We start from the raw sequence: 26,796 nt of genomic DNA, 5'->3' as shown, positions 1-26,796 counted from the left end.
GGATTTGCGATGACCGACCCCGGTAAGGCAGTGCTCGAGGAGTACCTGAAAGTCAACGGGACCCACGAAATGCAGCCGGTCGACGATGAGTACGCCCGGCGGCTCTTCGCTGAGCTCGGCGACATCACCGACCTCAGTCGCGTCGAAGCCCTTCAGGCAATTCGCGCCGAGCAGATTCCCCTGCCGTCATACGTCCTCGCTGACGGAGCCACGATGATGGTGTACCCCGACCTCGCAGGCCAGATCGCCACCGCCGGCGGAGCGGACAAGTTGCGCGCGTGGTTCCTAGGACACTGGGAGGAGAACGAGCAGGCCGTGGCCGCCGCAGAGTGGGACGCCTTCCAGTCCGGCCAGTACGTGTGTCTGCGGGAGGTGACACCGAAGAACATCCAAACAATGGCACGGTCGACCGCTGCCATCGCCGAGCTCACCCAGCGCCTCGACGACGACCCCGAGGACGCCGATGCGCGCGCTGCGCTGAGGTCCGCGGTCGACCAACTGGACCTGATACTCCTCCCGATGACCGGATACGACCGCCAGCGGTTTGACGGCCCGCTGGTCCGAGAGTCCCAGATCGATCGCGTCCGCTCCACGTACCTCCAGGACGACGACTCGTACCGGATGTCGCTGAGCCTCAACGTCCTCAACCACCTGGGTATCAACCTCTACAGCAACCTCCCGGCTGTCTTGTCCGAGGCCGTCGCGAACGCTTGGGACGCCGACGCGACCCGGGTCGACATCGACATCGACCCCAAGAACGACATCGTCACCGTCAGCGACAATGGAATCGGGATGACCCGACGCGAGATCAACCAGCGCTACCTCAACGTCGGATACCGGCGCCGCGAGGACCAACACAACGTGGCCGCCAGCAGCACGATGCGCAACCGACCCGTGATGGGACGCAAGGGGATCGGCAAGCTCTCGCTCTTCTCCATCGCAAAGACCATCACGGTCCAGTCCCGCGCCCGACGGCCGATCGGCGACACCTCCGCCACGCTGCAACGAGCCGCCCTCGAGCTCGATCTCGACGCGATCATGGACCAGATCAAGGGCCATGACGTCGCAACGTACGAGCCGACCGAACTGACCCCCAGGGTCAGTTCAAAGTTGATACTGCTGTGACTGGTGTGACTCTTCGACGGCGGACGTTGGCTGGAGGGCCCCGCCTACTCGCCGGTGTGGCGCTGCCTCCTCGTCAGCGACATCCCGAACGACCGCATCCTGCGTTGGGACGAAGTGACCGGCGAGGTCAGCGTCTGGCGCAGCCCCGCGGCATTCGCCAACGGCCGCATCCTCGACCGGGCCGGCCGTATCGTGTCCTGCGAGCAGGGGTCCCGCTCGGTCACGCGCATCGAACCGGACGGCAGGGTCACCGCCATGGCCGACTCCTGGGACGGGCGCCGGCTCAACAGTCCGAACGACGTCGTGGAGCACTCCGACGGCTCCCTGTGGTTCACCGACCCGGACTACGGCGTCGCGAGCGACTACGAAGGGCATCGTGCCGAGCGGGAGCAGGAGGGATGCCACGTGTACCGGGTCGACCCCGGGGGCACCGTGCAGCGGGTCGCCGACGACTTCGACAAGCCGAACGGGCTGGCCTTCGCCGCCGATGAGCGCCAGCTGTACGTCGTCGACACCGGACGCGCCCACGTCCGGCGATTCGACGTCGGGCCCGCGGGCCGTCTGCGCGGGGGCGAGGTGCTCGCGACCTGTGACGCGGGGAGCTTCGGCGGCCTGAGGGTCGACGAGCTCGGCCGGCTGTGGGTCGCGGCCCACGACGGGCTGCACTGTTTCGACCCCGACGGCACGTTGCTCGGCAAGCTGCGCCTGCCCGAGGTGTGCTCGAACCTCACCTTCGGCGGGACCCAGGGCAACGTCCTGTTCGTCACCGCAAGCAACGCCTTGCTCTCGATCCGGCTCAACGTCCGCGCAGCGAGGTAGCCCGCATGATCGGGTCCATGCCGGTCGGCTACCTCGTCGGTGTCGGCATCGTCGCGTGCTGCACCGGAGCCAGCTTCTGGTGCCCCGTCGACGAGGCCCGGGCGCGACCGTCCAGTACCTCGCCACGATGGTCGTGAACGAAGTGCCCTTGTATGCCATGGCCGGACTCACCGCGTCGACGATCGTCGCGCTCGCGCAGGGGGATCTGACCACCCCCGGTGGCATGGTCGGGGCCGTTGCAGCTGGCCTGACGATCGTCGCGCTCGTGGGGCTCACCCTGCGCGCCCGGCGATCCCGGGACGCCCTCGACCGAGCCCTGGATGCAGGTCTCGGGGCCGACTGGCGCGCGCAGATCGACCCGGAGCTGCGTCGCCAGCCGCGCAGCAGGACCAGCTGGGTGCGCACCTTGCTGCTCCGGCTGCGGCGCCGGCGTCGCGATGTTGAGCACCGGCGCAACCTCTCCTACGGACCCCACGGCCGCCACAACCGTCTAGACGTCTACCGTCACCGCTCCCACCCTGCCGGGGCGCCCGTGCTGATCCACCTGCACGGCGGCGCCTTCGTGTCCGGCCGCAAGGACCACGAGTCGCTCCCGCTGATCCACCGGTTCGCCTCCCAGGGGTGGCTGTGCATCAGCGCCAACTACCGCATCGGCCGCCACGTCGACTTCCCCGACCACCTCGTCGACGTCAAGCGGGTGATCGCATGGGTGCGCGAGCACGGTGGGGAGTTTGGTGCGGCGCCGGAGATGCTTGTCGTGGCCGGCGACTCCGCCGGCGGGCACCTCGCCGTCACCGCGGCGCTTACCCCGGGCGACCCGGCCTACCAACCCGGGTTCGAGGACGCCGACACCTCCGTCAGCGCGGCCGTCGGCCTCTACGGGTACTACGGCCGCACGGACTCCTCACTGGTCGGCTCCAGCCCGGCGGACCACCTCCACCCGGACGCCCCGCCGATCATGCTGGTCCACGGCGACCACGACTCGAACGTCCCGGTCGCGTGGGCGCGCTCCTTCGCCAGGCGGCTCCGGGCGGGATGGCGAGGGCCGGTGGTGTATGCCGAGCTGCCCGGCGCGCAGCACACCTTCGACCTGCTCAACTCGGTCCGTGGCAGCCTGACCGTCGACGGTGTCGAGGCCTTCTGCGCCTGGGTCCGCAGCTGCTCTGGGGTCTCGCCGGTCGGCAACGCCGAAGCGCGCCAGCCGACACCAGGTGACCGGCCTCGGGCGTCGGCGGGGCCCTGCTGAAGGCGCTGCAGCGCTGGATCTCTCGCGCGCACCCGAGGGACCCGAATCGCGTGCACGCAGCGAGCGACGCGTTCCGGCTCATCGAGGGCGTCGCCCCGGCCCACTGCGCCAACGACCGGATCTCCGCCCCTCCTCACCACTGATGGGCGCCCACGGTCCCCGCCCAGATGGTCAAGACTCACCCCGCGCCGCCGGCGGTCGCCCGAGGAGCTGGGTCCGGAGCTGGCCGAGGATCCATTGTTCATAGGCGTCGATGGACCAGCCGGACTCGACGACAAGCTCTTGATAGACGCCAACCGCGGCGAGGGCTCGGTAGATCGCCTGGGCGGCCCCGACCGGGATGACGATGTGGTCGCGGATGGACTCGACGATGAGGTTCTGGACGTGGTTGCGGCCGGCGAGCTTGGCCCGCAGCATCGCCCTGGTCTCCGGGTCCTCCGCCGAGGCCGCCTCGAACAGGACCATGACGTCGAACCCGGTCTCGAAGAGCGATCGCAGGAAGCGCGCCGCCAGCGCGACGGTTCGCTCCGGGTCGGTCTCCGTCACGGCCGCCTGCACGAGCTCTCGGGCGTGTGCTTCTTCGAGCCACGCGTCGCAGATCGCCGAGAGGATCTCGCGTTTGGCCCCGTATGCCGCATACACGGTCCGTTCGGCGACCCCGGCCTCCGCGGCGATCGCCGCGACGGAGGTCATCTGGTAGCCCGACACCCCGAAGAGCCGTCGAGCCGCGGCCGCGATGCGGGTGCGTGTCGCCGCGGCCTGCTCCTGGCGGTAGGTCAGGGAGGGCTTGACAGGAGAGGACACGAGGGCCACAGTAGCAGTGCATTCATTGCAGATTCACTGCACTGAGTGCGGCGACGGTGAAGGAGACGAGATGTCGATGTACGGACTGCTCTACCGCCTCGGCCTGACCCCGTGGGAGCGCAACGAGGACACGGGTCCTCTGGGGGCGATCCTCGGCGACCGCCCGCCGGGGCGTGCGCTCGACGCCGGGTGCGGCACCGGACGCCATGCCGTGGCCCTCGCCCAGCAGGGGTGGACGGTGACGGGCGTCGACGGGGTTCCCCGGGCCCTGGCACGGGCTCGCGATCGGGCCAGCCGGGCGGGCGTCTCCGATCGCGCCACCTTCCTCGTGGGGGACGTGACCAGGCTCGACGAGGTGCTGCCGCCCGGGGACCTCGACCTCGTCCTCGACCTGGGCTGCTTCCACGGCCTGAGCCCGTCGGGCCGCGCCGCCTTCGCGACCGCGGTCATCCCTCGCTGCCAGCCCGGCGCGGTCGTCCTGCTCCATGTCGTGGGGCCACGGCGCGGTCCGGGGCCCAAGGGCGTCGACGACGACGGCATTCGGGACGCCTTCGGGCCGGGGTGGACCCTCGTGTCGTCACCCTCGACGACGGACGGCGGCGGCCCGCTGCGGGGTGTTCCCTTCCGCTGGGTGACGCTCACCCGCACCGCGCACGATGGACCCGGAGCGACGTCGTGAGCACGCCGCTGGGCCAGTTCACCCGCCTGATCGAGCAGGGCTTCAACAGCGGGGACCTGAGCGTTCTTGACGAGGTCGTCGACCCCGAATGCGTGGAGCACCAGTTCGAGCGACCGGGCCGGCCGGCGCCGGTTGTCGGGACGAGCGGTCTCGTGCGGATCATCACCGAGCTGCGCTCCGGTGGGGCCGACTTCCACCTCGCCATCGAGGACTCGAGCGTCTCTGGTGACGTCGTCTGGGCCCGGTTGCGGGCCACCGGCACCGACACCGGCGGCCAGCTCGGTCGGGCACCGACCGGTCGGCCCTTCGAGATCACGGTCATCGACATCGCCCGGTTCGTCGACGGCTTGATGGTCGAGCACTGGGGTGTGCCCGACCGCTTCGGCCTGCTCCTCCAGCTCGGGCACTTCTCGTTCTCGCCCGGGCCGAGGACGACCTAGGCGGAGCCCCGAACGAACGCGAAGGTCAGGGAATGTCGAGGCGACGGAAGCTGGGCAGTGGCGCGGCCGTGAGGATGCCGGCGATGGCCACGAGGACGAGCAGATCCGCCCAGGTCACGCCAGTGGTGATCTGCCCGTCGCCGACGGCCCAGTAGAACGGTGAGGCCCACCGGAATCGGTGGACCACATCGATGGTCGGCGCCAGTGAGCTGACGAGGTAGGCCGCCGCGGCCAGTCCGCTCGCGACGCCGAGCGCGGCCCCCTTGCTGCCGGTCAGCGCCCCGACGAGCAGGGCGACGGCCCCGAAGTCGAAGGCGAGCAGGGATGTGGACACCGTGACGGCGGCGAGGTGGGCCCAGTCGGGGGTCAGGTCGAACTGGGGGCCGGCGAGGCACACGGCATAGGAGACGACCGGGACGACGACCGCCGTCAGGGCGAGCGCGAACGTCTTCTGTCGCAGCAGGGCTCCTCGGGTGACGGGCTGGGTGGCGGTGAGGCCGAGCAGTCCGTCCCCGGCCTGTCCGGCGATCGCGGTGGCGCCGTAGCCGATGGTGAGCATGAGCGCGAGGAGCGGCCCGAAGTTGGCGTACATGTTGGCGTTGAGCCAGCCGGCGGGTGAGGTGATCGAGCCGTTGATGCCGAACGCGGCTGCGGCCGCTGGGTTGGACTGCAGCATGTCGCTGAGGCTGGTGTCGTCCTTGAAGGCCGGGTATGCCGCGACCACGACGAGGAGGTAGGCGGCCGCACCAACGGCGGTGCCGATGAGCATCCGGCGTCGCAGCCGCAGGTCGAGCCGAGCCAGTTCTGTGCTCATGCGGCGTCTCCGTCGGTGTCTCGGTAGTAGTCGTGGAAGAGCTGGTCGAGGTCGGCCGGCCGGGCGACGACGTCCTGCGGCCCGAGCGCGGAGACAGCGGACAGGAGCGGGCCGACAGGGCCGGACCAGCCCAGCCGCACCGTTCGTGGTGCCGTCGAGGTGACGGTGACCCCAGGGACGTCGGCGAGGCAGGAGGTGTCGACGTCGTGGTCGAAGGTCGCCTCCATGGTGTGCGGGACACGCGCGCGCAACGACTCGATGGTGTCGTCGACGACGACCCGTCCCGCCCGGATGATGGCGACGCGATCGGCGACCCGTTGCACCTCGTTGAGGTCGTGTGAGGACAGCAGGACGGTGCGCCCGTCGGCGACCGTCTCCTTGAGCAGGGTGTCGAACTCGTCCTGCAGCAACGGGTCCAGGCCGGACGTCGGCTCGTCGAGGATGAGGAGCCGGGGCCGGGCCATGAAGGCCAGGACGAGGCCGAGCTTCTGCTTGTTGCCCTTCGACAGGACCCCGAGCGGGCGGGTCAGGTCGGCACCGAACCGGTCGACGAGGGAGTCCCGGTATGCCGTGTCGCGCAGGCCGCGGATCCGGCCGAAACGCGCGAGTAGGTTAGCGCCGTCGAGCCGATCGGGCAGGTGCAGCTCGCCCGGCAGATAGCCCACATCTCGCCGGAAGGCCGCACTGCGCGTCGCCGGGTCGCTGCCGAGCACCCGGGCGGTGCCGCTGGTGGGGCGGTAGAGGCCGAGCAGGCACCGAATCGTCGTCGACTTGCCGGCGCCGTTTGGCCCGAGGAATCCGAACACCTGTCCCTCCGGCACGGTCATCGACACCTCATCGACGGCCCGGCGGGAACCGAAGGCCTTGGTCAGCCGGTCGAGGCTGATCGGGGGCGTGCTCATCGGACACCTCGTTCGTCGGCGATGGCGGCGATGTCGCGCAGGAGGGCCCGGTAGATCGGCGACGGGAAGGCGAGGTCGAGGATGGCGCGGGCACGGGATCCCTGCAGCCGGGCGGCCCGTTCCAGGAGGCGACGGGTCGCCACCGGGTCCGCGTCCTCGGCGACGGCGACGGTGCGGGCGGCGAGGTCACGGATGCGGGCTCGCAGGTCACCCGTCAAGTCACCGCTCGTCTCCTCGTCCAGCCGAAGGATCTGCTCCCAGAGATCGCACAAGGTGACGATGTCGCCGTCGGACAACGCATCCACGAGGACCAGCAGATCCCCTGGCAGGGCGTCACGGTAGGCGGCCAGCTCGAGCAGGTCACGCTCCTTGGTGACCGCGTGGACGACCGCCGGCGACAACGGGCGGTCAAGCAGCGCGGCATACATCCGGACGAGCGGCGGCGGAAGGGGCGAGAGTCGGCCGTGCTCGGTGACCCGGGCCAGGAGGGTCTCGACCCGCGCCCTCTGGGAGCGCAGCGCGGTGATCCGCTCATCGATGGAGCCCAGGACGGTGTGGAGGTCCTCGAGGACCAGGGTGCGCTCGTCGTCACCGTCGGGCGGCCTGAGCATGTGCCGCACCTCGGCCAGCGGCACGCCGGACTCGACCAACCACCTGATCCGCATGAGCCGGGTCAGGTGTGCGAATCCGTAGGAACGCCAGGTCGTCCCAGGCTCGGGGACTGACAGCAACCCCAACTGGTGGTAGTACCGGATCGTCCGCACCGTGGTGTCGGACAGTTCCGCGAGGTCCTTCGCGCGCATAGCGACCATCGTCGGGTGTGACGTGACGTCACAGTCAAGAGGCAGCGTGAGATCGCCTCCGCCGTCAGCACGTGGAGCTGGACCTCGAGCCCGTCTGCGAGGCCTGTGCGACGCGATGCGAGTTGGGGTGCGGCCCTGCTCTCACGCCTGTCGACCAGGATCGATGGCGCGTCGCAGGACCTCGTAACGCAGGTGAACGACGCCGCGCGACTGCGTCACGATCGGGTCAGACAGTCCTACCGGGCCTTTCGAGCCTGCGAACCATGGGATGCCGTCACCGAGGATCACGGGCACGAGAGCGACGTCGATGACGTCGAGGAGCCCAGCGTCGAGAGCGGCACGGCCCGCGGTGGCTCCAGCGACCGCGACATCCAGCTCTGCCGCAAGGGCGGTCGCGATGGTGATGGCTTCGTGGATGCCGGAGACGAAGTGATAGTCGACGCCGCCGCGCGGATGGTCGTCTGGTGGAGTGTGCGTGAGCACGACGATCGGGGCTTCGTTGCCGGGGTGCCCGTCCCAGCCGGTCGTCAGGTCGTACAGCCTGCGCCCGACCACGTGGCAGCCGGTTCGTCGCACTTGGCCGAGGAAGTAACTCGCGCTCGGCTCGAACATGTGGAAGGTGGGCCAGCCGTCCGCGACGCTGAGCTCCACATCGCCGGCGTCGTAGAAGTCGAAGATGGGGCCCGGGTCGTCATCCGGCAGAGCGACGAACCCGTCGAGGGACATGGCCATGGCGCTGATGACAGTCATGCGGGTTGGACCAGCCTCTCGTCGCGAATCCACCACAGTCACTACCGCTCAAGAATTCGGACGGCCGGCGGCGAGATCCGCAGTCTCAGACCCGGATCCGCGAGTAGTGGTGGGGTGATCGGCGTGTGATGTGACGAAGGTGCTTGTCCTACTGGGAGAATCGGGGTTACGAAGCCTTCGATTGGCCAGCGAGGAGAAGCACCTTGTCGGTGAAGAGAGTACGTGGTCGTGGCCGGGTGCGGAAGCGGGTGCGGATCGGCGCGCCGGATCCGTCGTTGACCGGGACCTCGGGGGTGGCAGCGCTCGCGGAGTTCATCGAGAAACTGGATCTGGTCGGGCGCCTGGACCGGGGGATCGGTGCGATCAAGGAGCGGGAGCGGGGCGCGACGGCCGGGCAGGTGCTGGTGTCGCTGGCGCAGTGCCAGCTGCTCGGCGGGGATGTGCTGGCCGCGTTGGACCGGCAGCGCCAGGATGTGGCCGGGTCCGCGTTGTCGGCGGTGCCGGTGTTGGCCTCGAGCACGGCGGCGGGGTTGGCCCGCCGGTTCGGGCCGGCGCAGCTGGCCGGCCTGGAGGGTGCGGTCGCGGACCTGACCGGTCATGCGGTCGGGTTGTTGCCGGCGTCCCGCCGGGCGGTGCTGGCCGCGGCGGTGACGGTGGACTTGGATTCCACCGATGTGGAGGTGTACGGGCCGACGAAGCAGGGCGTGGCCTACAACTATCACGGTCAGCGCGCGGGCCGTCCGCATCTGGGGACCTGGGCCGAGGCCGGGCTGACCCTGGCCGCGGAGTTGCTCGCGGGGAATGAGGATGTGAGGCCCCGGGCCGCTGACCTGCTGCGCCGCACCCTGGCCGGGATCCCCGAGGACATCCGCTCGGCCGCGGCCGACTGGGATCGGTTGCGGGTGCGCGCGGATGCCGGCTACTTCACCGCCGACCTGGCCCACGCCGCGGTGGAGGCCGGGTGTGACTTCGCCATCGCCGCGAAACGGAACACCGCGATGTGGCGCGCCTACGCCGCCATCCCCGAGGACGCCTGGGGTGCGGCGGAGGGGATGCCCGGCGCGCAGGTCGCCGCGGTCGACTACGCCCCGCAGGGGTGGCCGCCGCACACGTACACCATCGTGCGCCGGGTCCGCATCGAGGCCGAGGACATCTCCGACGACCCCCGCTCACGGCGTCGACGCACCATCGAGAAGAACCAACTCACCCTCGCCTTGGAGGGCGCGGCCACCCACGCCCACGCGGTCTCCTTCATCGTCACCAATATCCCCGCCAACGACCACCCGGCCAACCCCACCGAGCCGGCCGAGCCGGCCGAGCCGGCGGAGCCGGCGGAGCCGGGTGAGGCGGCCGCACCGGTTGCCTCGATCACGCAGGTCGAGTCCTGGTTCCGCCGCCGCACCGACATTGAGGACCGGATCCGGGAAGCCAAACTCGGGGCCGCGCTGCGGCATCTGCCGTCGGGCGACCACGCCATCAACACGGTGTGGATGTGGGCTGCCCTGCTCGCCGGGAACATCTCCGTTCTGCTGCAAGCCCTGACCGGGATCGACCAGCGTCACCGCGCCCACGGCGCCCGCCTACGCCACGAACTGCTCTGCGTCCCAGCCCGCATAGTCCGCCACGGCCGCCAGCTGATCCTGCGGCTGCCGCCCGACCGCCAGCTCCTGCCCACCGTCCTGGCCCGGATCCGGGCCTTACCCACCGCGGCCTAACCCGCCGCGCCCCTGCCCCGACGACCCAGGACCCCGAAGACCCGCCCACCCGAGCGCCACCGGGCCATCCGCGCTGCCCGCACCCAAAAACACACTGCCACAACACAAAATCTATCCGCCGTTCACTGGCCGCCCAACCCACACGCAAGCTACTCGCGGATCCGGGTCAGATTCCTCGTTCAGAAGCAGTCTCAAAATCCGCGCCCGGCGCACGACTCAGTCTCATTTTCCCGCGCGCCGGACAGCTGTCCATGATCAGCGAAAGTGAGACCGGGCGGCGCCAAACGAGACGCGTGAGACGCGGACGATGGGAGTCGTGAGAATTGCGACAGCGCGACGGGCATTGTGCGACAGAGGGGCCTAATCCTTCAGACGGGTGCGCCGTTCGGAGGTCGGTGCAGGGTACGCAACTGTGATCAGCAGGAGCGGTACTTCAAGTACCCGATATAGATCTCCCCGTTGCGGTTAAGGCTGACGCTGAAGCCCTTTGGTCAGGATCGCAGCCCGGCGCGGAAAACCCGGCGTGTCCGAGTTCCTGCGTCAGAAGTTTCCCGGCACGCCGGGTGCGCGATCTGGCGACGTCGGCGAGATCCTTGCGACGGCTTACCTCCGTGAAGATCTCCGGTTATGTGGTGGGTCCGAGCCGACTCATCCAGCGCGATCACCAGGAGTGGGCCATGCGAGGGGACGACGTCCTCGGCGCACGATTCGACTCGGCCTCCACGGTGTCCTTGGTCAAAGGCGAGGCCAAGAGCCGGGAACGCGCCTACGCCAGCACCGTCAGAGAGGCCCGTGATGGCCTGCAGCGCACGGGCGGGCTGCCCTCGCCGCATTCGTTGATTCAGTTCGCTGAGCGACTCCTGGGAACCGAAGACGATGCGCTGGGCGAGGCCATTCTGGAGCTTGAGATCGACAAAGGAGTGCGAGCCGCGGGAGTGACACATCTGATGTTCCTCTTCGCCGGAAACGACCCAAGCCCACACGTCATCGACGATCTGCTCGCCTATGCCGGCGAAAGCGCGCAGCGAGCGATGATCGTGCAGGTGGGTGCGCACCCGGAGTTCATCGCCGCCACCTTCGAGAAGGCGATCGACCCAGATGCGTGACGTCACACAACTCCGCCACCACCTGCAAGCCGCGACTGCGCCTCAGTTCCGCGGTCGGCTCTTGGCGCAAGGGCAGGCTAAGTCCATGATCCGCCGCGACGGAGAACTTCCCGTCGACGCCCCCAACTTCGCAGCAACTTTGGACGAGGACCTGCTGGGATACGGGTATGGGCTCCTCTCGACGAGCCTTCGGATGATCGAGGATGACGACAACGATGCGTCCGAATCTGACAATGAGGACCTGTTGCGGCAAGGCTTTATCCACGCCTCGTACGCCATCGAGGCTGCGACCAGGAATGCCTCGGTCACGGACGACCTCGCGTTTCACCGGCTGATCGCCGGTGCGGCCAGTCACCTCGCCGGGTATGGAGCCCGCGCCTACTCATTGGTTCAGGCGAGCCTCGAGTCGGGCCGGCTGACGCCCATGGAACTCACCCTTGCCGACCTGATCACGCGCGACCTGGACGGCATTGAACAGCTGGCCCAGAGTTTGCGATCGTCCTCAAGTGTGTCGGACGAGACCCTGCTCATCGAACTGCTTGATCCGGACAGCACCGCTGCCGAGGACATCGACCGTGACGAGTGGTCAGAGATGCTTGGGCCGGTTGGCCTGCTGCTCACGGAGAATTATGTGGCCGCGGTATCGCAGTCGCTCTTCGCGCTGGCGGACGGGCTGCCGCAGGCCCTTGCCGCCGCACTGGAGGATCTCGCAGAGGGACAGGAGGCGTCTCAGGACATCCGTGTTCCCGGACCGTGGTGGGTGTACCGCCTCACTCGGCGCCTCGTCCAAGACCTGGACCACAGCAGCATCCGCACCAACATCCCCAAGACCACCCCGCCCGCCGCCAGAGCCGACCCTCCATCCGCCCCCACGACGACGCAACGCCGTCGGTGGCGCTACCTTCGGCGCACGTTCGTCGCGTCGCTGTTCGCGCGCGGGCGCTCGGAAATCGACTTGTGGCCCTCGCAACTTCACGTGGTTGAGCGCATCTTCGGCAGCACCCAGGACTTGGTGGTCGCACTCCCCACGAGTGCAGGAAAGACCAGGATCGCCGAACTGTGCATCCTCGCGTGTCTGGCCCAGGATCGGCGCGTCGTTTACGTCACTCCGCTGCGCGCCCTGTCAGCCCAGACCGAACACATTCTCGACCGGACCTTCGCGGCACTGGGTGTGCGTGTCTCGTCCCTGTACGGCAGCATGGGGGTCAGCCACGTCGACGACGACGCGCTGCGTACAAGTCAGATCGTGGTCGCAACACCGGAGAAACTCGATTTCGCGCTGCGTTCCGACGCCAGCGTTCTCGACGATGTCGGCTTGGTGGTGCTCGACGAGGGTCACATGATCGGACCCTCCGAACGCGAAGTCCGCTACGAAGCCCAGATCCAACGGCTATTGCGACGGCCGGACGCACCCTCCCGCCGGATCGTCTGTCTGTCGGCGGTGTTCCCCTCCGGGCAGGATCTGGACGACTTTGTCGCCTGGGTGACCGACGACACCTCCGACGGCCTGCACCGGGAGGAATGGCGCCCCACGCACCAGCGCTTTGGTCTCGTGGAGTGGCGTGGCGACCACGCCCGACTCACGATGACCCTCGGTCAGGATCAGCCCTTCATCCCCCGCTTCCTCGAGGCAAAGAAACCTCGAAAGCCGCGACGCAATCCGTTCCCGAACGACAGTCGAGAACTCGTGATCGCGACGGCATGGACGCTCGTCCAAGAAGGTCAGACGGTCCTGATCTTTTGTCCGCAGCGCAACTCCGTGGAGCCCTACGCGCGAGAGGTGATCCGACTCCACCGACAAGGCCTGATCGAATCCGTGCTGGCCGATCACGTCGACATTGCCGATGCACTGGCCGTTGGCGCGGAATGGTTCGGCGACGATCATCCGATCCTGCAGTGCCTCAGTCTGGGCGTCGCCATTCACCACGGCGCCCTGCCTGGCCCGTTTCGCCGTGAGGTGGAGAGACTGCTCCACGAGGGAGCCATCAGGGTGACCGTCGCCTCGCCCACGCTGGCACAGGGTCTCAACCTCTCAGCGTCGGTCGTGCTCTTTCACGGACTGCGACGCGGCCAGACGCCGCTCACAGGTGCCGAATTCTCGAACGTCATCGGACGCGCCGGACGCGCCTTCGTCGACACCGAGGGGCTCGTGCTGTACCCCGTCTTCGAACCCGCAGAATGGCGCCGGCGCGAATGGATGCGCCTGACCACCGGCGACGCGGGCAAGGCGCTGCGCTCCGGAATGATCACGGTCGGCATTGCACTGATCCTTCGGATCATCGAGTCAACGGGATCCGATCACCTCGAACCGCTCCTTGACTACCTCACTGGGGGCGCCGACTGGGCACTGCCTGTCGTGCCCGCCGAGTCCGACCAGGACCGCCTCGACGCGGACCAGTCTTGGAACGGGAACTTGGCCTTGCTTGACACGGCCATCCTCAGTGTCGTCGGCGACGTGGACTGTGACCCGGACGAGATCACGCAGGTCATGATCGACGGGCTGCGGGACTCCCTCTTTGATCGACAACTGAAGCGTTTGGGCGAGGATTCTGCAGAGGCCTTGCATGAGGTCGTCGCACGCCGTGCACAGCACATCTGGAGCACGTCGACGCCCAGCCAGCGGCGGGGCTGGTACCTGGCCGGTCTGGGTGCGAACGCCGGCGTCGAACTCGCCGGGGTCTCCAGCGAGGTGATCGACCTGACCGCGGCCGCAGAGTTGGCCATCGCCGAGGGCAATCTTCGGAGCGCCACCGGCCGACTCCAAGAGGTGGCGCAGATCCTGTTCGCGACACAGACTTTCCAACCCGAGACCCGCCTGAGCAACTGGCCGGAGATTCTCGAAGACTGGGTCAACGGTCGCCCCTTGGGCGACCGGGATGTCGAGCGAACGCAGGATCGCGTCGCTGTCGCGCAGTTCGTCGAAGCCGACCTGATCTACCGCCTCGTCTGGGGCATGGAGGCATGCTGCGTCTACGAGAGTGCACAAGGCAACCAAGAGGCGGACGTACTTCTGGGGACGGCGCTGACAGCCATAGAAACCGGCACGTTCAACGTCGCGGCAGCCACCCTCATCAGGTCGGGGTTCGACCACCGCTCAGCAGCCATCTCGGCCGTCGAACAGACCTCTGCAACCTTCGAATCGACCAGTGACATGCGGACCTGGATCCGCGAGCTCGATCCGGCCTTGTCCGACTCACCGGACTGGCCGACAGCCGAGTCACACGATGCGTGGGCCACGTTCGTCAACCGGGCCGGGCGCCGCCGTGTACGCCAATGGCGTCGCCGCACCCTGCGGATCGATGACGTGATGTGGTTTGGGGACGCACCGCCGGCCGGCACATGGCTACGCCTGACGGATGCGGGACCCCAACAGGTCCACATCTGGACAGCCGGCTTCGAGCGGCTAGGGCAAGCCACGGTCCCATTCGGCGCCATCCCAGAGGGTGTCATGGCAGCACGTCGTTCCCCGAGCGGCGTTGGCATCGAAGTCCACTACCGGGGACCGCAGGCTCTTGCAGTCAGCTCGCGTGGGAACTAACCGAGCTGCGGCACCAGACACCTGATCAGACCTGTGGCCCTGAGTTCAGCCAGTGGGCGCTCGTCCTGATCACCGTGGTCGACGCAATGACGGCGCGGAGCGGTAGTGTCGCTCGCTCGGAACTAGGGGTTTCGTCATCATGATGGCAATGGCGATCACCGTAAGTTCACTCCTTGAGGCGACCGCTAGCGAGGCCGATGAGATGACCGTCGTTGAACCGCACCTGTCCTTGGCTTTTGCCTTGCACAGCTCCCCGGGTTCGCATGTCGCCATGCTCGGAGCTGGTACCTCGACCGCGGCAGGCATCTACGCCGCCTGGGAAATCCAACAAGATCTGATCAGCAAACTTGCAGCGGCCCAAGGAGCCAAGCCCGAAGATCCATTCTCGTGGTACCGGGAGCGCTACGGGACCGACTCGAGCTACGACGCGCTTCTTGACTCGCTTACCCACACCCCAGACACGCGACAGCAGCTCCTGCGTGGCTACTTCGAGCCCGACCCGACAGGCGGCGACGGTGCGCGGCAGCCCACCGCCGTGCACCATGCCCTGGCTCGCCTCGTGGCCCTAGGTCACATCCGCGTTGTTCTCACAACGAACTTCGACCACCTCGTCGAGACCGCGCTACGGGCGATTGGTATTGAGCCGGTGGTCGCCAGCAGTGCGGCCGATCTGGCCGGTCTTGCCCCGCTTCACACGATGCGCTGCCTCGTGGTCCACCTGCATGGCGACTACGTTCGCGCCGATACCCTCTTGAACACCCCCGAGGAGCTCGGCGAGTACCCCAAGCAAGTCAACGCGTTCCTCGACCGGGTCTTTGACGAGCATGGCATGGTCATCCTCGGGTGGTCTGCCAACTACGACGTCGCCTTGCGCGAGGCGTGGAGTCGCGCGGCGAACCGCAGGTTCGCGTCGTTCTGGGTCGACCCCTACCCACTCGGCGATGTCGCGAACGACCTGGCAACCCGGCGTGGAGTGGTCGTGGTCATCGATCACGCCGACAGCTTCCTTACCCGAACTGCCGATGCCGTCGAGAGCATTGCTGAAGCCGGCATCCGCCACCCGGCCACAACAGCAGCAGCCGTGAACCTGACCAAGAAGCTCTTGGCCACTGAACCCACACCCATCCGCGCCCACGACCTCTTGCGGGCCGAACTCGCCAAGGTCGAGACGTCCAAGGTCCTCAACCCTGAAGCGTGGGACTCTCAGAACGTTCCAGCGGAGGTCGACCGTCGGCGCGCCATCGTTCTGGCCGATACGGATACCGTGGCTGCACTGGTCGCCACGTTGGCGTATTGGGGCACGCCCGGGACAGATCCTTGGTGGAAGCACGATTTGGAGAACCTCGCCGTTCATCCGCATGTCGGGGGATCCACAGCCCTGATCGGGCTCGCCATGGCTCCGGCGACATTGCTCTTCTACACAGCCGGGGCGGCCGCCGCCGCTGCAGGCCGCTGGGATCTCGTCACCTCCCTGCTGACCGACCTCCACGCAACCGACATATACACGAGCGCCACTGCGAACATCGCCGACATCCTCATCCCAACCCAGGCCCTCGGCGCAGAAGCCGGTCGTACGATTCACGACTTCGTCTGTCGTGTCTGCCAAGAACATCTCGCCCTCAACCCGAACGCAGTCCGGGACGGGTGGGAGAAGTTCGCCTACCTGGACATCGTTGCGGCGCTGGTCCGGGGGAGGCACCGGCTGGACCTGGGGCCATTCATCCGAGTCACGGACCTTGAACGTCGCGAGTACCTGCCCGTCCCGACTATCTGGGCCCACCGACTCCTCGAAGACCCGCGGGGGGAGTGGATCAGAAACCTGGGTCTTAGCGATGCGGTCGAAAAGGCGATCGACGCCACAGACGCCGCACTGCACAATTTGGCTGACCGAGCGGCGTGGAAGCACGGCGGCGGAACTCTCCCCTCCGGAACATGGTTGCCGGCCGACCACACCTGATTCGCCTCAGCAGCTCGGACGACGCGCATGAAAGTCGGGTCTCAGAATGCTCGGCCAGGCCCAGTCTCAAATCGCCGCTTGCACCCTTGCCTTGGTCTCAGAATCGATCGAGCTAGACACCAGAGCCGTCCTGTCAGTGTCCGACACAAGTGAAATCGAGAGCTCGGCGCTCATTTTGAGAGTTTGTGAGAGCGCTCGATGCCCCCGCGCGTGGAATCTGAGAGAGCGTTTCCTTGGGGCTTGGGCGCGAGTCGCAGGAACTCTGCATCCCGTCCCAGCGAGCTCAACGGCGCCCATGCACAAGCCGTCGGGTCCCCGAGTAAAGGCCGGGCAACGCGAACCCAGCCATCGCCTCTCCTGTAAGCCGGGTCGATCAAGGTGCGCAGCGGGCCGACGAGGGTTTCGGGCGAGGCGTCGTCACGGGTAGAGTCGACGGTATCGTCGGCGTCCTTCATGGAATTGGGCCGTCGCGCTCCGAAATGCGTGCTCGGAGGCGTCCACCTTGGGATCGTCAGGATGGGGGCCCGGTGTGAGGTTGCGCAGGGCCACTGCTAGAGGCGGCGTGGGCTCCATGGGGAGGAGGCCCATTATGGCGGCTTCGTCGACTCCACCGTATCGAGACAGTTCCCATGTCACGTGTCGGACGAGCTGGTTCAGCTCTGTGGTGGTGATAGGGAGTTCGACGTAGTCGGCGTTCCATTCCAACGGGGCGATGGTCGGTTCCTCGGCGGTCTCAGTCACATCAGTATCATGACGAATTCGTCATGATTTTGGCCAGCGGCATCGAACCACAGGCTGGGCAGTCAGTGAGTCAGCCGTTCCGACGCACACGCCGGACTTCATGGGTCTGCGCCGAGGTCGTCGCCCCGCCGACTCCTAAGGCAAACGGTGGTCCCGGCAAACCGCCCGTCGGTAGCTGCTCCTGGCGCGACCCGGGTCGCGCGCTCGGCGTTCCAGGCACAGGTGCGGGGCGCGGGTCGGTGGGTGTGGCCCGCTCGCAAGCGCCCCTTGATTCCCTGGATCGCCAGGGAGGACCACCTGGTTGCCTGCCACATCCCGCCCGCAGCAGCCTCAGCAACGCCTGCAGACCGGTCCGTCCCAGCCAAGCCATGACACACCGCATCAGACGACCAAGCAGAACTCTTGGTCCGACAACACCTGCTGTGGCCCAGCCGAGTGCGTCTTGATCTGGCCCTCCCGGAGACCGGAGACCTCGCTCTAGCGTCGAAGGGTGCCTGCTTGGCGGGCACAGCAAACCGGACCGGGCACACGTAAACCCATGCACACGAAGGAGTCATACATGAAGGTCGGCCTATTGGGAACGGGCAATCTCGCCACAGCTCTGGGGCGCGCTTGGGCGGCGAAGGCGCACGCGATCACGGTCACCGGGAGAAGCCGGGAGCATGCCGCAGCCGCCATCGAGAAGATCGGGTTTCCCGGGGTGACCACCGTCCCGCCGGATCGTTTCGCGGAACAGGCAGACGTCGTCGTCGTTGCCGTGTCCTGGGACGGCCTGACGGAGGCGTTGACACTGGTCGGTGGCCCTGATGGCTCGCTCTCCGACAAGACCGTCATCGACTGCACCAACGCTGTCGACTCCGCCACCGGTCGCCTCATCCCCTCTGCCGGGTCGGCTGCCGACGTCGTTGCGGCGGCAGCTCTGGGGGCGAACGTGGTCAAGGCCCTGCACCTGTTCTCCGGCGCGACGTGGCCGTACATCGGGGACCCAGGCAGCTCACCCGTGGTGGCCCTGAGCGGGGACGACGCAACCGCACTCGACACGACTGCAGAGCTCGTTCACGATCTGGGCGCACGAACGGCGGTGCTCGGAGGTCTGGCCACCGCCCGACAGGCCGAAGAGACTGCCGCCTTCGTCATGCGTATCGTCGCATCCGGAGCCAATCCACGCTTCGCGATCCCTGACGTGCGTCGGTGACTCAACACAATGAGCGACGCACCCGGCGCAGCCTGCACAGCGGTCAGGAGACACGGACAGCACCGGACTCACAGCACACGGCCTTGCGATGCCCCGCCTCAACAGAGACCGGGCATCGCAGGGCCGGACTTGTCCCGCGATTAGGGCCCGACGATGTCGGCGTATGCGCAGGTGACGGTGGGGTGGAGGTTGACGTACATGCCTCGAGGGTTGTGCCGCCACAGCCACACGTGAAGGCCCCAGATGCCGGCTGCGCCGACCTCCGGGTAGAACGTGAACTTCTGCCCGAACAATTCCGGCGGGGTCGCCGTACCGGGTAGATCCCCAGCGGGGATGACGTACTCCACGGCGTTGAGTCGCCAACTGCCGTCCTTGCGCTTTTCGTACAGGAGCAGTTCGGGCTGTGATGCCTCGACGTGTCCGCCGTCGGTGAGGTAGGCGACGTTGTAGAAGTGGTTGCCCATGGTGCCGGGCTCTTCCCCGTGGAATCCCTCTGGGTAGGTCATGCACATCGGCTGCTCGGTCCATCCGGCCCGCAAGGCGTTGTCCACGTCGTGGAAGGGGGCGGTGGTGAGCGCCAAGGTGATCAGATCGCGAAACTCGCCAGTGGAGCGTGCGGCGGCCTCGGATCTGGCTGTCGGCGTTCGGTTCGCAGCGGTGGCCGAGGCGGTGCCGGCGCTGAAGGTCGCCGTCAGAGCCATGGCGGTAGCGAACGTTCGGACGAAGGTGATCATGATCCTGCTCCCTGATGACAAGCGGCCCGATGGGTGGCGGTCTCGACGGTAGAAACCGGCGTCTGGCCGGGGCAGGGCCAGGGCGAAGGGGATTGCACTGGGCCACGAACGAGGTTTGGGGGCCGGTGGGACACGGACCGTACGGTGGGATCCATGACGATCTGGCCAGCGCGGGGATGGCGACGCTGACATGGACGTGCACGTGACCCTTCAGCCCGGGGCCCCGATCGCCCGGCAGCTGTTCGACCAGATCCGTGACGCCATCGTCGATGGCCGGCTCCGCGCCGGCGACGCCCTCCCCTCCACCCGCGACCTGGCGCTCACTCTGGGGGTAGCACGCAACACTGTCGCCGTCGCGTTCGACCACCTGCGGGCGGAGGGGTACCTTAGGACCCAAGCGGGAGTCGGCACGTTCGTCAGTGCCGACGTCCACGCCGTCCGCCACGGCATCGTTCCGCCGTCGGCGCTGCGTCCCAACCGTGCGTGGCTGGAGGACTGGGCGCCCCCGGACATGTCTGCTCTCGACGGTCCGTTCGACCTGCGCACCGGCTTACCCGACGTCAAGGATTTCCCGTTCCCTACGTGGCGTCGACTCCTCGACGACGCCAGTCGCCGCTCCACCGAACATGGGCGGTACGCCGATCCGCAGGGACTCTCTGTTCTGCGTGAAGCCATCAGCCGCCATCTGGCGGTCAGCCGCGGCCTGCGGATCCGATCCAGCGAGGTCGTTGTCACCAACGGTGTCCAGCAGGCGCTGGCTCTGTTGGCTCAGGTGTTGCTCGGCCCCGGCACCGTCGCAGCCTTCGAGGATCCGGGCTACCCACCCGCACGGCGGGCGTTCCAGGCTGCCCGCGCCGAAGCGGTCCCGGTCCCGGTGGACGGAGACGGGTTGGTCGTCTCGCAGCTGCCCGAGGACGCCCGCCTGGTTTACGTGACACCGGCGCACCAGTTCCCGCTCGGTGGCCGAATGCCCCTGGCCCGCCGTTTCGAGCTGTTGGAGTGGGCCAGCCGCCACGACGCCGCCATCATCGAGGACGACTACGACACCGACTTCCGGTTCACCGCACCCCCTATCGAGACCCTGCATAGCCTCGACCGGGCCGGCCGGGTGATCTACGTCGGTTCGTTCTCCAAGACGATGATGCCGTCCCTGCGGCTGGGCTATTGCGTCACCCCTCCGGGCCTCGTCGAGGCGATGCGCCGGGCCAAGTTCGCGACCGACTGGCACAGCCCGACCTCGTTGCAGGCGGCCTTGGCGGCGTTCATCGACGAGGGGCGACTCGATCGACACATCCGACGAATGCGGCACCGGTACGCCGCCCGCAAGGACGCCCTGGCCCGCATCCTCGACGAACACCTGGCCGGGGCCTTGGCCCGCATCCCGTCGCATGCGGGCCTGCACCTGGCCGCGTGGGCCCGCTCCGAGACCGCCGACGTCGACCGGTGGGTTGAGAACGCCAGGCGGCTCGGGCTCCTCCTGCACACCGTGGCCGACTTCGCGGTCCGGCCGACGATGCCGGGGCTGGTCCTCGGCTTCGGAGCCCTCGGGGAGGATCGCGTTCCTGCGGCGATGCATGCCCTGCAGGCTGCGATCCTCGACTGAGCCCAGTACGCGAAGTACTGGCCCACCGCTGTTGCTTGTCCTGTGGCTCCTGCCGTCTCCGCGGAGACCGGCATACCGTCACCTCGTGACTGATGTCCGGGCCCGGGAAGACTCTCGTGGGCTGCAGTGGGCGGCGCTGTACGCCGCCGACCTCGTCGTGCGCGATGTCAGCAGGCAGGCCTTGGACGCCACGTTGCCGGGGCAGGCGGTCAGCGTCCGCCATGTCCTGCGGCACATGATCGGCCTCAACCGCGGGCTGGCGGTTCAACTGGAGGGTCGAGCCCCGGACGTGAGCGTGTGGGAGGGTCTGGACCTTGGCCTCGACCCCCGACCACACTGGTGGGAATCCGCGCGCCGAGTGGTCGCGGCCGCCTCCGCCAGGCCACGCCTCAGCAAACTGGCCGCACTCCCGGCCGTCGGCGTCGTGCCCGTCACCCATGCGATCGGGTTACACGCACTGGACCAGCTCACCCACGCCACCGAACTGGCGGCTACAGCGGCCGCGTCGGCGACCCTGGACTGGGACGCCTGCCAACAGGCCCAGCTATGGGCCAGCCTCTATCCCGGCGTGTGGTGGCGCTGTGTGCGGACCGTTGCGCCAGGCCCGGACACTCTTCAGGGTGGCTGCCTCGAGCGCATCCTCGGCGTCCGCCAACGCACCGACCGCCCTCGCCTGAGCCCCGCATCTGAGGCAGGCGGGAGGCCCGGTGGCCATCATCGCCGTTCTTGAGCGCCCACGGAGCCGGCAGATGCGCCCGCCGGGGGTGGGGCTACGACCACGCAGCCCCGCCCCGGGTCACTTGGCGACCTGATACCGGAGGTGGACCGCGTCAGGTGTGGAGAGACTGTCCGCGAGGGCGAGTTGGACGTGACGCGATGGCACGTTGTCGAACAGGCGGGTTCCGGACCCGAAGAGGACCGGGACGACGTGAAGGGAGATCTCGTCCAAGAGACCGGCCTCGAGGTACTGCTGTCCCATCTCCGCGCCCCCCATGATGCAGACCACCTGGTCAGCGGCCGCGTCCTGCGCCCGCTGCAGCGCCTGCTCGATGCCACCGGTCACGAACTGGTACACCCCGCCCTCCGGTGGGGTTCCCTCCCGGTGGGTCACGACGAACACCGGGCGGCGCGCCTCCCCCGATGGGCCGTCGGTGCCCCACCATGGCAGTGAGGTGTCATAGGTCTCTCGGCCCGCGATGACCGCACCCAGGTCCGCCACGGCGTCCGCCAGGAAGGACCGGTTGCGCTCGTCCTGCCCGAAGGCCCACTGGGTCAGCTGCTCCCCGCCGAGCCCGGTGGGCTGCTCCGCGCTGCGACCGGAGGCGGTCACGAAACCATCCAGCGACATGCTGATGTCGAAGACGACCTTGCCCATCGAATACTCCTCTTGCCTGATCTCGACCAGGGCGGCTGCCCTGACACCCGACGGTACGAGGCTGATCCCGGCCACCGCGCGGGCCACATCCGGGCCTGTCGGACTGGGCCACCTCCATTGCCGGATGCAGGCGGGGAGGAAATCTCCGTGCTGACCACGGATCCCTGCCCGGGTCGGCCGTTGAGACGGTGAGGTCCCCACGACGAAGGAGAACCATCATGAACACCCCCACACGGAAATCGCGGCGGCCTCGGCGAGCCACGGCGGCCTTGGGCGCGGTCCACGTCCTGCTCGCCGTGCCCATCGGGGTCGGCGGGATCCAGAAGGTGCTCGGCGACCCCACCATGGTCGACATGTTCCACGACATCGGGGCCGGACAGTGGCTGAGGGTGGTCGTCGGGACCCTGGAGATCTTGGGCGCGGTCGGCGTGCTGACACCCCGCATCTGGGGCCTGGCCGCACTCGGCCTGTCCGGGGTGCTCCTCGGTGCTACCGTCACCGACCTGCTGATCCTGCACGCGTCGCCGCTGCCGCCCCTGGTCTTCCTGGCCTTGGCCTCGACGATCGCGTACGCCCGCCGGTCCCAGTTGGCTCAGCTCAGGTCACGGGCAACGCCCGCAGGTCACCAGCAGGCCGCGGCAGACGCGCGATGACCTCCGCCGAGCTGCGCGGGCAAGCGGCCACACCTGCCGAGCAAGCGCGGCAGATCCTGACCTCGAACCGGTACCTGGTCGTGGCCACGGCGACTCCTGGTGCCGCGCCATGGGTGACGTCGGTCTACTTCGCGCACCAGGGGCTGGACACCCTGTGGTGGGTGTCGCGCCCCTCGACGCGCCACTCCCGCCTGATCGCTGCCAACCCACAGGTGGCCATCACCATCTTCGACTCCAGCGTTCCCGTCGGTCACGCCTCCGCGGTGTACGCCGAAGCCTGGGCGCAAGAATGTTCATCGGAGCTGGCAGCTGACGAGGTGCACCTCTACTCGAAGCGGTCCATAGACGACCAGGTCCGGGCCTGGACCGCCTTGGATGTTACCGGCCCCTCCGAGCTGCGCCTGTACCGAGCCCAAGTGACGGCCCTGTGGATCCTGGCCACCGGCGACGGACCCGACCGGCGCATCCGCGTCGACACAGGGTCCTCGCAGCGGACACTCGACGCACAGCACACCGAACCCTGCGACACCCGCCTCACCCACCCGACAGCACCCGCGAAAGGAACCCTCCCATGAGCGAGATCGTCTTCGACATCAGCCAGTCCCTGGACGGCTACATCGCCGCCGCGCACCGAACCCCCGAACAGCCGCTGGGCCGGAACGGAGAGCAGCTGCACCAGTGGCTCTTCGGCGACGACACGACGAGCCTGGACTACTTCACCCGGGTCTCCCAGGCCAACGGTGCCGTGATCACCGGACGGGCGAACTACGACGACTCCCTTCCCTGGTGGGGCGCGGACGGGCCGACCGGTCAGCGTCGACTCCCGGTGGTCGTGGTCACCCACACACCCCCGACGGACGCACCCGCACACGGCGTGTACACCTTCGAGACCGGAGGGCTGCAGGCCGCGGTCGACACCGCCGTCCACCTCGCGCAGGGCCACGACGTCACCGTCATGGGCGGCGCCCGGCTCGGGCAGGCATTCCTCGCCGCCGGACTCATCGACGAAGTCTCCTTGCACGTCGTCCCCGTCCTATTCGGTCAAGGGACCCGCATGTTCGACAACCTGCCCGACCAGCACGTGCAACTGGAGCTGATCGAAGCCGTCCCCGCGCCACGGGCAGTCCACCTGCGCTACACGGTGCATCGTTGACCCATGCCGTCCCACCCGCGAAGCACGTGACCACACCATGGTGGTCCACGGTTACCCCCCGGGAGGCCGACGTCCTCGCCGGCGTCCGGGGGCACGCCACCAACGCCCAGATCGCCGACGACCTGTACATCTCGGTGCGCACCGTGGAAACCCACGTCTCGGCGCTGCTGCGCAAGGCCGGTGCCGCGGACCGGCGCGAACTGGCCCGGCTGGCCGAACTCCTGGCCGCCGCACCCGAGAGGGTTGGGCTGCGCACGTTCGACAGCACGTTTGTCGGTCGCGATGACCTGACCGGCCGCATCGAGGCGGCGTTGACACGCCGGCGGGTGGTCAGCCTGATCGGGCCCGGAGGGATCGGCAAGACGCGCCTAGCCCACGAGACCTTGGTGCGAGCCGACGACACCTGGGACCCGCTGGTCGCAGTCGACCTCCTGCCAGTGCGCCCGGGTCGGGTCGCTGCCACCGTCGCCGCCGTGTTCGCGGCGCCCCTGCAGGCCGACGTGCCCGCCGCAGCCACCGTCGTCCGGGCTATCGGCGCGCGACACGTACTGCTGCTTCTCGACAACGCCGAACACCTCTTGGGAGAGGTGGCTGATCTCGTCGGTCGCGTCCACCGCGGGTGTCCACACACGACGGTGGTCACCACCAGCCGCGAACCGTTGCGGGTCCCCGAAGAGTGGGTCATTCGCGTTCCCGCCCTGGACGTTGACCCCGGCGGCGACGCGATCCGCCTGTTCCGTGACCGTTCAGGCATGCCACCCAGCCCGGACCTGGATGGCGTCGTCGCCGCCCTTGAAGGGATTCCGCTGTCGATCGAGCTCGCCGCCGCCAGGGTCGGCGCCCTCGGACTGACCGGGGTCCGGGCGGGCCTGGGTGCCCGCCTTCCGGCGCTGTCCGGTGGCCGCGATCCCGACCCGCGGCACCGCTCCGCCGCCGCCACCGTGTCCTGGAGTCTGGCGCTGCTCCCTCTGGACGAGCGGCGGCTGCTGCGACAGGTGGCCACTCTCACGCACGCCTTCGACCTCGCGACCGCCAGCGCTATCGGCAACCTCGGGCTCGACGCGGCACGTGCCACCCTGACCCGCCTGACCGAGCGGAGCCTCCTGCAACCGGCAGGTGAGCCGGATACCCCCCGGTGGCGGATGCTGGAAATGGTCCGACAAGTGGCCCTGGGCTCCGCCCCACCCGCTGGCCATGCCGAACGTGTGGCCGCGTGGGCAACGACCCGCTGCCACGAGCTGCTCGCCCAAGCGGTCACCGTCATGTCGCCGGACCTGCCCGATCTCATCGACACAACGCTCCAGCCGCCGGTCGGTGGCCCCGACCCTGCCCTTTACCTGCTGGCTGACGCGATGGGTGCGCTGTGCGCACGAATCGGAAGCCTCAACGACGCCATCGCCTGCCTCGTGCAAGCAGCCGGCGCCGCGCCCGATGCCAGCAGCGCGGTGACCAACCTTCTCGACGCGGCCAGCATCTCGGCCGCCCTGTACGGGGATGACGGGACGCACCGTCTGCTGCGACAGGCACGGGAGCGGGCCCACGACGCAGGCGACGCAAGCATCCGCAGCCACGCAGTGGCCCAGTCGATCATCGGCTGGTACCGCTACCCGAACAACCCCGCCGCACCCGCCCCACCGGGGGAGAACATCGACCACCTCCTCGCCGCAGCCACCACCGCCGCGGGCACCGACCACAGCGCCATGGCCGCCTGCGCGGCCGCAGCGGCTTGGCACCACGGCACGATCGACGCTGCAACCCACGCCGTGAACGCGGCAGAGGCCACACACGACCCCGTGCGAGTAGCCGCCGCCCTCGACGCCTACGTCACAGCCTGCGCGAATGCACACCGGCTCCGTGATGCCTACCGTGCCGCACACCGCCGGATCTCACTGCTGCGCGCCTGGCCGGCCACCACGCCCAGAGCCATCGAGGAGGCCACCGACCTGCTGCACGCCGCCGCCACCACGGCGCTGGTCACCGGCCAGGTGCAGGAGGCCCTGACCGTCGACGACCTGCGCCCCGACCTCACCCACCACGGCGCCAACCTCCCCCGCGAAGTCCGAGCACTCACCATGCTGGGCAGGTTCCCCGAAGCCCTCCAGACAGCCGAGGTCATGTGGGCCCGTTGGCTCGGCGACGGATCGCCGCCTCGGACGTGGATGTCCACCGCCGCCGCCCTCGCCGCCCTGGCCGCCGGGCTGAACGGCGCCGACGAACACCAGTGGCGGGAACGGGCTCTGCGCCTCGCCGGCGTCGACCGCCCTGACCAGTCCCCCACCTTGGCTGCCGTGTCCGCCTACGTCGACGCCCGCCTCGCCGTCCACCGCCGCGACCACGATGACGCCGAGCGGATCGTCCGCGCCTGCCACGCCTCGTTCCCCGACCGCTGGTACCAAGGGTTCGCCCGATGCGCCGGGACCGAGCTCGCCGTCGCCGCCGAACTCAACAACCGGTCCAGGCTGCTACAGCAGGTGCGGCCGTACGCCGACCAATCCGACTGGGTCGACGCCACGCTCCTGCGCTGTCAGGCCCGCCTCAACCGCGATCCCGGACCCGCCAACGCGTCACTCGCGCTCTGGACCCGCATCGGCGCCACCTTCGAGGCTGACACCACCCGCAGCGTCATCCAGGGCTGAGTGAGGGT

The 26,796-nt window shown here is 68.4% G+C and carries 24 protein-coding genes; 16 read left to right on the top strand and 8 right to left on the bottom strand.

The window, feature by feature from the left end; translation table 11 throughout:
* Positions 1 to 9: 9 nt before the first annotated feature.
* The 3 genes from V9G19_RS05380 to V9G19_RS05370 all read left to right on the top strand — a co-directional run bounded on the left by V9G19_RS05380 (position 10) and on the right by V9G19_RS05370 (position 3,190).
* Positions 10 to 1,125, top strand: coding sequence for a DUF6058 family natural product biosynthesis protein (locus V9G19_RS05380; RefSeq protein WP_462284463.1), 1,116 nt, complete (start codon positions 10 to 12; stop codon positions 1,123 to 1,125).
* A gap of 30 nt (positions 1,126 to 1,155) precedes the next feature.
* The gene (locus tag V9G19_RS05375) at positions 1,156 to 1,944 is read left to right on the top strand and encodes an SMP-30/gluconolactonase/LRE family protein (RefSeq protein ID WP_462285028.1); all 789 of its coding nucleotides are present in this window, start codon (positions 1,156 to 1,158) and stop codon (positions 1,942 to 1,944) included.
* 133 nt (positions 1,945 to 2,077) lie between these two features.
* A complete protein-coding gene (locus V9G19_RS05370; protein WP_462284462.1) occupies positions 2,078 to 3,190 on the top strand; it encodes an alpha/beta hydrolase in 1,113 nt (370 codons plus the stop codon).
* 171 nt (positions 3,191 to 3,361) lie between these two features.
* Here V9G19_RS05370 and V9G19_RS05365 read toward each other — a convergent pair whose 3' ends face one another.
* Positions 3,362 to 3,994: a TetR family transcriptional regulator gene (locus tag V9G19_RS05365; protein WP_462284461.1), complete on the bottom strand. Its 633-nt coding sequence runs from the start codon at positions 3,992 to 3,994 to the stop codon at positions 3,362 to 3,364.
* Positions 3,995 to 4,064: 70 nt separating this feature from the next.
* Here V9G19_RS05365 and V9G19_RS05360 point away from each other — a divergent pair, with 70 nt between their 5' ends.
* Positions 4,065 to 4,673, top strand: a complete 609-nt coding sequence (locus V9G19_RS05360; protein WP_462284460.1) for a class I SAM-dependent methyltransferase — start codon at positions 4,065 to 4,067, stop codon at positions 4,671 to 4,673.
* Positions 4,670 to 5,113 (top strand): ester cyclase, encoded by a 444-nt coding sequence (locus V9G19_RS05355; RefSeq protein ID WP_462284459.1) that lies wholly within the window; start codon positions 4,670 to 4,672, stop codon positions 5,111 to 5,113. Before V9G19_RS05360 ends, V9G19_RS05355 begins: the two co-directional genes overlap by 4 nt.
* Positions 5,114 to 5,138: 25 nt before the next feature.
* Here the strand turns inward: V9G19_RS05355 and V9G19_RS05350 are convergent, their stop codons facing one another.
* From V9G19_RS05350 to V9G19_RS05335, 4 genes are all read right to left on the bottom strand, one after another.
* On the bottom strand, positions 5,139 to 5,927 hold the full coding sequence (locus V9G19_RS05350) for an ABC transporter permease subunit (RefSeq protein ID WP_462284458.1): 789 nt from the start codon (positions 5,925 to 5,927) through the stop codon (positions 5,139 to 5,141).
* Entirely contained in the window at positions 5,924 to 6,829 is a 906-nt protein-coding gene (locus V9G19_RS05345; RefSeq protein ID WP_462284457.1) for an ABC transporter ATP-binding protein, read from the bottom strand. Before V9G19_RS05345 ends, V9G19_RS05350 begins: the two co-directional genes overlap by 4 nt.
* On the bottom strand, positions 6,826 to 7,632 hold the full coding sequence (locus V9G19_RS05340) for a MerR family transcriptional regulator (protein ID WP_462284456.1): 807 nt from the start codon (positions 7,630 to 7,632) through the stop codon (positions 6,826 to 6,828). The genes V9G19_RS05345 and V9G19_RS05340 overlap by 4 nt, the downstream gene beginning before the upstream one ends.
* A gap of 141 nt (positions 7,633 to 7,773) precedes the next feature.
* Complete coding sequence (locus V9G19_RS05335; protein ID WP_462284455.1) at positions 7,774 to 8,382, bottom strand: dihydrofolate reductase family protein; 609 nt, start codon at positions 8,380 to 8,382, stop codon at positions 7,774 to 7,776.
* 209 nt (positions 8,383 to 8,591) lie between these two features.
* Between V9G19_RS05335 and V9G19_RS05330 the strand changes: the two genes are divergently transcribed.
* The 4 genes from V9G19_RS05330 to V9G19_RS05315 all read left to right on the top strand — a co-directional run bounded on the left by V9G19_RS05330 (position 8,592) and on the right by V9G19_RS05315 (position 16,698).
* Positions 8,592 to 10,097, top strand: coding sequence for an IS1380 family transposase (locus V9G19_RS05330; protein WP_462284454.1), 1,506 nt, complete (start codon positions 8,592 to 8,594; stop codon positions 10,095 to 10,097).
* A gap of 611 nt (positions 10,098 to 10,708) precedes the next feature.
* Entirely contained in the window at positions 10,709 to 11,203 is a 495-nt protein-coding gene (locus V9G19_RS05325; RefSeq protein ID WP_462284453.1) for a hypothetical protein, read from the top strand.
* An 85-nt stretch (positions 11,204 to 11,288) separates the two neighbouring features.
* A complete protein-coding gene (locus tag V9G19_RS05320) occupies positions 11,289 to 14,741 on the top strand; it encodes a DEAD/DEAH box helicase (protein ID WP_462284452.1) in 3,453 nt (1,150 codons plus the stop codon).
* A gap of 142 nt (positions 14,742 to 14,883) precedes the next feature.
* Entirely contained in the window at positions 14,884 to 16,698 is a 1,815-nt protein-coding gene (locus V9G19_RS05315) for an SIR2 family protein (RefSeq protein ID WP_462284451.1), read from the top strand.
* Positions 16,699 to 17,115: 417 nt separating this feature from the next.
* Here the strand turns inward: V9G19_RS05315 and V9G19_RS05310 are convergent, their stop codons facing one another.
* Entirely contained in the window at positions 17,116 to 17,439 is a 324-nt protein-coding gene (locus tag V9G19_RS05310) for a hypothetical protein (protein WP_462284450.1), read from the bottom strand.
* A gap of 559 nt (positions 17,440 to 17,998) precedes the next feature.
* On the opposite strand from V9G19_RS05310, the gene V9G19_RS05305 reads away from it, so the two are divergent.
* Positions 17,999 to 18,634: an NADPH-dependent F420 reductase gene (locus V9G19_RS05305; RefSeq protein WP_462284449.1), complete on the top strand. Its 636-nt coding sequence runs from the start codon at positions 17,999 to 18,001 to the stop codon at positions 18,632 to 18,634.
* 140 nt (positions 18,635 to 18,774) lie between these two features.
* Here the strand turns inward: V9G19_RS05305 and V9G19_RS05300 are convergent, their stop codons facing one another.
* Positions 18,775 to 19,368, bottom strand: coding sequence for a hypothetical protein (locus V9G19_RS05300; RefSeq protein WP_462284448.1), 594 nt, complete (start codon positions 19,366 to 19,368; stop codon positions 18,775 to 18,777).
* Positions 19,369 to 19,570: 202 nt separating this feature from the next.
* Between V9G19_RS05300 and pdxR the strand changes: the two genes are divergently transcribed.
* Both pdxR and V9G19_RS05290 read left to right on the top strand, forming a co-directional pair.
* A complete protein-coding gene (gene pdxR, locus V9G19_RS05295) occupies positions 19,571 to 20,971 on the top strand; it encodes a MocR-like pyridoxine biosynthesis transcription factor PdxR (protein ID WP_462284447.1) in 1,401 nt (466 codons plus the stop codon).
* Positions 20,972 to 21,056: 85 nt separating this feature from the next.
* A complete protein-coding gene (locus V9G19_RS05290) occupies positions 21,057 to 21,701 on the top strand; it encodes a hypothetical protein (RefSeq protein ID WP_462284446.1) in 645 nt (214 codons plus the stop codon).
* A 66-nt stretch (positions 21,702 to 21,767) separates the two neighbouring features.
* Here V9G19_RS05290 and V9G19_RS05285 read toward each other — a convergent pair whose 3' ends face one another.
* The gene (locus V9G19_RS05285; protein ID WP_462284445.1) at positions 21,768 to 22,346 is read right to left on the bottom strand and encodes a dihydrofolate reductase family protein; all 579 of its coding nucleotides are present in this window, start codon (positions 22,344 to 22,346) and stop codon (positions 21,768 to 21,770) included.
* A gap of 218 nt (positions 22,347 to 22,564) precedes the next feature.
* On the opposite strand from V9G19_RS05285, the gene V9G19_RS05280 reads away from it, so the two are divergent.
* From V9G19_RS05280 to V9G19_RS05265, 4 genes are read left to right on the top strand one after another with little or no spacing between them, the layout of a single operon-like run.
* The gene (locus tag V9G19_RS05280) at positions 22,565 to 22,999 is read left to right on the top strand and encodes a DoxX family protein (protein ID WP_462284444.1); all 435 of its coding nucleotides are present in this window, start codon (positions 22,565 to 22,567) and stop codon (positions 22,997 to 22,999) included.
* A complete protein-coding gene (locus V9G19_RS05275; RefSeq protein ID WP_462284443.1) occupies positions 22,996 to 23,574 on the top strand; it encodes a pyridoxamine 5'-phosphate oxidase family protein in 579 nt (192 codons plus the stop codon). Before V9G19_RS05280 ends, V9G19_RS05275 begins: the two co-directional genes overlap by 4 nt.
* The gene (locus V9G19_RS05270) at positions 23,571 to 24,152 is read left to right on the top strand and encodes a dihydrofolate reductase family protein (RefSeq protein ID WP_462284442.1); all 582 of its coding nucleotides are present in this window, start codon (positions 23,571 to 23,573) and stop codon (positions 24,150 to 24,152) included. The genes V9G19_RS05275 and V9G19_RS05270 overlap by 4 nt, the downstream gene beginning before the upstream one ends.
* Positions 24,149 to 26,788: an ATP-binding protein gene (locus V9G19_RS05265; RefSeq protein ID WP_462284441.1), complete on the top strand. Its 2,640-nt coding sequence runs from the start codon at positions 24,149 to 24,151 to the stop codon at positions 26,786 to 26,788. Before V9G19_RS05270 ends, V9G19_RS05265 begins: the two co-directional genes overlap by 4 nt.
* Positions 26,789 to 26,796: the final 8 nt, after the last annotated feature.

This window comes from Nostocoides sp. (genome assembly GCF_037045025.1).
Taxonomy (GTDB): Bacteria; Actinomycetota; Actinomycetes; order Actinomycetales; family Dermatophilaceae; genus Nostocoides_A.
The sequence above is the reverse complement of the archived record's forward strand: the minus strand, read 5'-3'. Positions and strand labels throughout refer to the sequence as shown.